The sequence below is a fragment of the Pseudomonas sp. MF08831 genome (assembly GCF_059862645.1).
Genome location: NZ_JCBCUX010000019.1, coordinates 102,877 through 109,118 on the forward strand (window position 1 = coordinate 102,877; position 6,242 = coordinate 109,118).

The window sequence follows — 6,242 nt, forward strand, 5'->3', positions numbered from 1 at the left end:
TCGCAAAAAAGCGCTGTAGCAGTGCCGCAGGTATTGCCTGACACGCCGCCTTCGCGAGCAAGCCCGCTCCCACAGGGGAGAGCGTGCTCCTACAAGGGGATGTGCGCCGCCGCCAGCAGTTCTTTGGTGTACGGATGCTGCGGCGATTCGAACACGCTATGGCTCGCGCCACGTTCCACCACCTTGCCGTCCTTGACCACAATCATGTCATGGGCCATGGCGCGCACCACGGCCAGGTCATGGCTGATAAACAGGTAGGTCAGACCGTATTTCTCCTGCAACTCACGCAGCAACGCCACCACCTGCTTTTGCACTGTGCGGTCCAGCGCCGAGGTCGGTTCGTCCAGCAGCATCAGTGCCGGCTTGAGCACCAGCGCACGGGCGATGGCGATGCGTTGGCGCTGGCCACCGGAAAATTCGTGGGGGTAGCGGTGGCGGCTGGCGGGGTCGAGGCCCACGTCCTTGAGCACCTGCACCACTTGCGCATCGCGCTCGGCCAAGCTGCACGGCGCGTGCACTTCCAGGCCTTCGCTGATGATCTGCTCCACCGACATACGTGGGCTGAGGCTGCCGTAAGGGTCCTGGAACACCACCTGCATCTGCTTGCGCCACGGGCGCATTTGCTGATTATTCAGCGGGTCGAGCGCTTCACCCTGGAAGCGGATGCTGCCGGTGGAGTCGAGCAGACGCAGGATCGCCTGGCCCAGGGTCGATTTACCCGAACCCGACTCGCCGACAATTCCCAGGGTCTTGCCGCGCTGCACGCTGAGGCTGATGCCGTCCACTGCGCGCAGGTAGGTCTTGCGCCGAAACAGCCCGCCGCTGAGGGGGAACTGCACCGTCAGGTCATCGACCTGCAGCACCGTTTCACGCTCATCACTGCACAGCGCATCGCCGGCAGGTTCGGCATCCAGCAACAGGCGGCTGTAAGGGTGTTGCGGTGCGTTGAACAGCGTCTGGCAGTCGGCCTGCTCGACAATCTCACCGGCGCGCATCACGCACACGCGCTGGGCAATGCTGCGCACCAGGTTAAGGTCATGGCTGATCAGCAGCAGCGACATGCCCAGGCGTTGTTGCAAGGATTTGAGCAGCAGCAGGATCTTGCGCTGCACGGTCACGTCCAGCGCGGTGGTCGGTTCATCGGCGATCAACAGTTCCGGCTCACACGCCAGGGCCATGGCGATCATGACGCGCTGGCGCTGGCCGCCGGAGAGCTGATGCGGATAGGCCTTGAGGCGCTCCTTGGGCTTTTGGATACCCACCAGCTCAAGCAATTCAAGGATGCGCGCCTGCGCCGCCTTGCCCCCCAGGCCCTTGTGCAGCAGCAGGGTTTCGCCGATCTGTTTTTCAATGCTGTGCAGCGGGTTGAGCGAGGTCATCGGCTCCTGGAAGATCATCGCAATGCGGTTGCCGCGCAGCTTTTGCAGGGTCGCCGCCGACGCGCCGATCAGCTCCTGGCCGCGATACTTCACCGAGCCCGTGGTGTGCGTACCGGCTTCGGGCAGCAGTTGCAGGATCGAATGGGCCGTCACCGACTTGCCCGAGCCCGACTCGCCGACCAGCGCCAGGCATTCGCCCTGGCGCACGTCCAGGCACAGGTTGCGCACCACGGTCTGGCCGCTGAAGGCGACACTGAGGTCGCGGATTTCAATGAGGTTCATAGGCAGTCACTCATGAGCGGGGGTCGAAGGCATCACGCAATGCCTCGCCGATAAAGACCAGCAACGACAGGATCAGCGCCAAGGTGAAGAACGCCGTCAGGCCCAGCCAGGGCGCCTGCAGGTTCTGCTTGCCCTGGGCGATCAGTTCGCCCAGCGACGCGCTGCCTGCCGGCATGCCGAACCCGAGGAAATCCAGGGCGCTCAAGGTGGAAATCGCCCCGGTCAAAATAAACGGCAGGTAGCTCAAGGTGGCGGTCATGGCATTGGGCAGGATATGCCGGCGAATGATTTTGCCATCGCCCAGGCCCAGGGCGCGTGCGGCCTTGACGTATTCCAGATTGCGCCCGCGCAGGAACTCGGCGCGCACGACGTCCACCAGTGCCAGCCAGGAAAACAGCGCCATGATCCCCAGCAGCCACCAGAAATTCGGCTCCACGAACCCTGACAGGATGATCAGCAGGTACAGCACCGGCAGCCCGGACCAGACTTCCAGGACGCGCTGGCCCAGCAAGTCCACCCAGCCGCCGTAATAACCCTGCAAAGCGCCGGCGGCAATGCCGATGGCGGCGCTGATGGCGGTGAGCGCCAACGCGAACAGGATCGACACGCGCGCGCCAAAGATCACCCGCGCCAGCACATCGCGCGACTGATCATCGGTGCCCAGCCAGTTCACCGCCGAGGGCGGGCTGGGGGCAGGGCGGCTCAGTTCGTAATTGGGCGTGTCATCGCTGAACGGGATCGGCGGGAACAGCATCCAGCCGCCGTTCTGCTTGATCAGCTTTTGCACGTAGTCACTGCGGTAGTCGGCCTGGAACGGCAGTTGCCCGCCGAACTGCTGCTCGGTGTAACGCTTGAACACCGGGAAATACAGCTCGTTTTTGAAACTGAGCACCAAGGGCTTGTCGTTGGCGATCAGCTCGCCGCCCAGGGTCAGGATAAACAGGCCGATAAACAGCCACAGCGACCACCAGCCACGACGGTTTTTCTTGAAGCGCTCGAAACGCCGACGCGCCACCGGAGACAAATCAAGCATCAGGCGTTCCTCGCGGCGAAGTCGATACGCGGGTCCACCAGGGTGTAGCAGAGGTCACCGATGAGTTTTATCAAGAGGCCAAACAGGGTGAAGATAAACAGCGAGCCGAACACCACCGGGTAGTCACGGGACACGGCGGCTTCATAGCTCATGCGGCCCAGGCCGTCGAGGGAGAAAATCACCTCGATGAGCAGGGAGCCGGCGAAGAACACGCTGATGAACGCCTGGGGAATCCCCGAGATCACCAGCAGCATGGCGTTGCGAAATACGTGGCCATACAGCACGCGCCGTTCGCTTAAACCCTTGGCGCGCGCAGTGACCACGTATTGGCGGGTAATTTCATTCAGGAAAGAGTTTTTGGTCAGGATGGTCAGCGTGGCGAACCCGCCGATCACCAGCGCGGTGACCGGCAGCACCAGGTGCCAGAAGTAGTCGGCAATCTTGCCCACGGTGCTCAGCTCTTCGAAATTCTCCGAGACCAGCCCGCGCACCGGGAACCAGTTCAGCGACGTACCGCCGGCGAACACCACAATCAGGAACATCGCAAACAGGAACGCCGGCATTGCGTAACCGATGACGATGGCGGTGCTGCTCCACACGTCAAAACTGCTGCCGTGGCGCACCGCCTTGCGAATTCCCAAGGGGATCGACACCAGGTAGGTGATCAACGTGGCCCACAGGCCGAGGGAAATTGTCACCGGCATCTTTTCCAGGATCAGGTCGATCACCGTCGAGCCGCGAAAGAAGCTGTTGCCGAAGTCCAGCTGCGCATAATTCTTGAGCATCAGCCACAGGCGTTCCGGGGCGGGCTTGTCGAAGCCGTATTGTTTTTCGATATCCTTGATCAGTTTCGGGTCCAGGCCGCGGCTGGCGCGGGAGCCGCTGATACTTTCGCCGGAACCGCCGCCGATGCCGCCGCCGCCAATCCCTTGCAAGTGCGCGATGGCCTGTTCAACCGGGCCGCCGGGTGCGGCCTGCACGATGACGAAGTTGACCAGCAGGATGATCACCAGCGTCGGAATGATCAGCAGCAGGCGCCGCACGATATAGGCAAACATCAGCGGGCCCCTCCACGTTTTTTCAACTCGGCGTTCATTTGTTCATTGGTCAGTGGCGTGGGGCTGATTTCCCACCAGGTTTCCAGGGCTTCGTCGTTCTTGGCCTCGATCGCCGGCCGGCCGAAGCGGTTCCACCACGCGGCCGAGGTGCCGGGCGGGTAATAGTTGGGAATCCACAGGTAATTCCATTGCAGCACACGGTCCAGGGCATGGGCGTAGGTGAGCATCTGCGCCTGGGTGGTGGCCTTGACCAGGCCGCTGATCAGCGTGTCGACGGCCGGGTCTTTGAGCACCATGTAGTTATTGGCGCCGGGGTCGTAGGCCGCCTGCGAGCCGAAGTAGTTGTACAGCTCCAGGCCCGGCGAGGTGGTGACCGGGAAGCCCACGACGATCATGTCGTAATCACGGGCCATCATGCGGTTCACATACTGCGAGGAGTCAATGCGGCGGATATTCAGGGTGATGCCGATCTGTGCCAGGTTGCGCTTGTACGGCAACAGCAGGCGTTCCAGGCCGGGCTGGGCATTGAGGAAAGTGAACTCCAGCGGCTCGCCGTCGGCGTTGACCAGCTTGTCACCCTTGGGTTTCCAGCCCGCCGCTTCCAGCAGTGCCAGGGCTTGCAACTGTTTGTCGCGAATCATGCCGCTGCCGTCGGTGACCGGCGCCTTGAACACCTGGGTGAACACCTCAGCGGGCACTTGGTCGCGCAGCGGTTCAAGAATGGCCAGTTCTTCCTGGGTTGGCAGCTGGCTGGCGGCCAGCGGGCTGTTGGAAAAATAGCTCTGCTGGCGAATGTACAGGTTGCGCATCATCTGCCGGTTGGCCCATTCAAAATCCCACAGCATCGCCAGGGCCTGGCGCACGCGGCGGTCCTTGAACATCGGCTTTTGCACGTTGAACACATAGCCCTGGGCCGGTTGCGGCATCTCTTTGGCCAGGTGCGCACGTTGCAGGCGGCCGTCGTCCAGCGCCGGGCCGTTGTAGCCGATGGAATAGCCGGTGGCGGAGAACTCACGGTTGAAATCGTAGGCACCGCCGCGCAGCACCTGACGGGCCACTTCGGTATCGCCGAAGTACTCCAGGCTCAGGTGATCGAAGTTGTACAGGCCACGGCTGACGGGCAAGTCCTTGCCCCACCAGTCCGGGTCGCGGGTGAAGGTGATGGTGCTGCCGGAGTCGATCTTGCTGACTTTATACGGGCCGCTGCCGAGCGGGGCTTCGTAGCCGCCGCCGTTGGCGAAGTCGCGGGTTTTCCACCAGTGCTCGGGAAACACCGGCAGGGTGGCGATATCCAGCGGCAGGGTGCGGTTTTCATTGCTGGAAAAATCGAAGCGCACCTGGCGCTCGTTTTCGACTTCGACGTGCTTGACGTCGGCGAACAGGGTGCGAAAGCGCAGGCTGCCCTGGGTCATCAGCAGGTCGAAGCTGTAGCGCACGTCTTCGGCGGTGATCGGCTTGCCGTCGGCGAAGCGCGCCTTGGGGTTCAGGTAGAAGCGCAGGGACAGGCCGTCGTCGGCGCGCTCCATCTTCTCGGCGACCAGGCCGTAGACGGTGTAGGGCTCATCCAGGGAGCGCTGGGCCAACGGGGCGTAGAGCCAGCCGTCGACCTGAGAGACGCCGATGCCTTTGTCGATGTACGGCAGCACATGGTCAAAACGCCCGATCTCGATGGCCGAGCGCCGCAGGCTGCCGCCTTTGGGGGCGTTGGGGTTGGCGTAGTCGAAATGGGTGAAGCCGGCGGGGTACTTGGCCGGTTCGCCGTAGACCGTGAGGTAGGTCTGCGGGGCCGCGATCACAGCGGTGCTGGCCAGCAGCAGGGCCAGGGCGGAGCTGCAGAATTTTATGGAAAAAGCCAATCGCATTGTCAGCCTTGAGCGCCGGGTGAAGAAGAATAGAGATGTGTACGTTATCGGCTTAAGCCTTGCCAGTCATCACATGCACAACGGCCCACCAAAAGGCGGGCCGTTGTTTATAGCATCAGCACAGACTGGATCAGTCCTGGCGGCTGGTGACTTCCAGCAGGTGGTAGCCGAACTGGGTCTTGACCGGGCCTTGCACGGTGTTGACCGGGGCGCTGAAGACGACGGTGTCGAATTCTTTGACCATCTGGCCTGGGCCGAACGAACCGAGGTTGCCGCCGTCGCGGCTGGACGGGCAGCTGGAGTTGGCTTTGGCGATTTCTGCGAAATCGGCGCCGCCTTCGATCTGGGCTTTGAGTTCGTTGCACTTGTCTTCAGTGGACACGAGGATGTGACGGGCGGTGGCTTTGGCCATGGGGAATAACTCCTTGAATAAAAAGGGTGAGCGTACCGGATTCAGGCGGTTATTTGTTGGCAAAGTTCCGTTGGGTTTGGGTGGGGGGTATATCCGTTGCTGCGGTAACGGCCACTTAGGGTTCCGCTCTTACAGCGGGTCACTTTTGGCAAACGCCCCAAAAGTAACCAAAAGGTCTTTGCCCCACCACTCGGCACCTCGCTTAGGCTCGGTGTG

General features: G+C 62.1%; 5 protein-coding genes. All 5 read right to left on the reverse strand.

The window, feature by feature from the left end:
- Positions 1-89: 89 nt before the first annotated feature.
- A complete protein-coding gene (locus AC19YS_RS29390; protein ID WP_119735358.1) occupies positions 90-1,661 on the reverse strand; it encodes an ABC transporter ATP-binding protein in 1,572 nt (523 codons plus the stop codon).
- A gap of 10 nt (positions 1,662-1,671) precedes the next feature.
- On the reverse strand, positions 1,672-2,694 hold the full coding sequence (locus AC19YS_RS29395) for an ABC transporter permease (RefSeq protein ID WP_500603268.1): 1,023 nt from the start codon (positions 2,692-2,694) through the stop codon (positions 1,672-1,674).
- Positions 2,694-3,752 carry a microcin C ABC transporter permease YejB gene (locus tag AC19YS_RS29400; RefSeq protein WP_106580113.1) on the reverse strand — a complete coding sequence of 353 codons (1,059 nt, stop codon included), beginning with the start codon at positions 3,750-3,752 and terminating at the stop codon, positions 2,694-2,696. Before AC19YS_RS29400 ends, AC19YS_RS29395 begins: the two co-directional genes overlap by 1 nt.
- Positions 3,752-5,614: an extracellular solute-binding protein gene (locus tag AC19YS_RS29405; RefSeq protein WP_119735356.1), complete on the reverse strand. Its 1,863-nt coding sequence runs from the start codon at positions 5,612-5,614 to the stop codon at positions 3,752-3,754. The genes AC19YS_RS29400 and AC19YS_RS29405 overlap by 1 nt, the downstream gene beginning before the upstream one ends.
- A 130-nt stretch (positions 5,615-5,744) precedes the next feature.
- On the reverse strand, positions 5,745-6,026 hold the full coding sequence (locus AC19YS_RS29410; protein ID WP_010210937.1) for a peptidylprolyl isomerase: 282 nt from the start codon (positions 6,024-6,026) through the stop codon (positions 5,745-5,747).
- Between the last annotated feature and the right edge of the window lie 216 nt (positions 6,027-6,242).

What these genes read in the sequence shown, in the direction of transcription:
- AC19YS_RS29390 (WP_119735358.1), bottom strand. Translation starts at nt 1,661, where the DNA reads ATGAACCTCATTGAAATCCGCGACCTCAGTGTCGCCTTCAGCGGCCAG.
- AC19YS_RS29395 (WP_500603268.1), bottom strand. Translation starts at nt 2,694, where the DNA reads ATGCTTGATTTGTCTCCGGTGGCGCGTCGGCGTTTCGAGCGCTTCAAG.
- AC19YS_RS29400 (WP_106580113.1), bottom strand. Translation starts at nt 3,752, where the DNA reads ATGTTTGCCTATATCGTGCGGCGCCTGCTGCTGATCATTCCGACGCTG.
- AC19YS_RS29405 (WP_119735356.1), bottom strand. Translation starts at nt 5,614, where the DNA reads ATGCGATTGGCTTTTTCCATAAAATTCTGCAGCTCCGCCCTGGCCCTG.
- AC19YS_RS29410 (WP_010210937.1), bottom strand. Translation starts at nt 6,026, where the DNA reads ATGGCCAAAGCCACCGCCCGTCACATCCTCGTGTCCACTGAAGACAAG.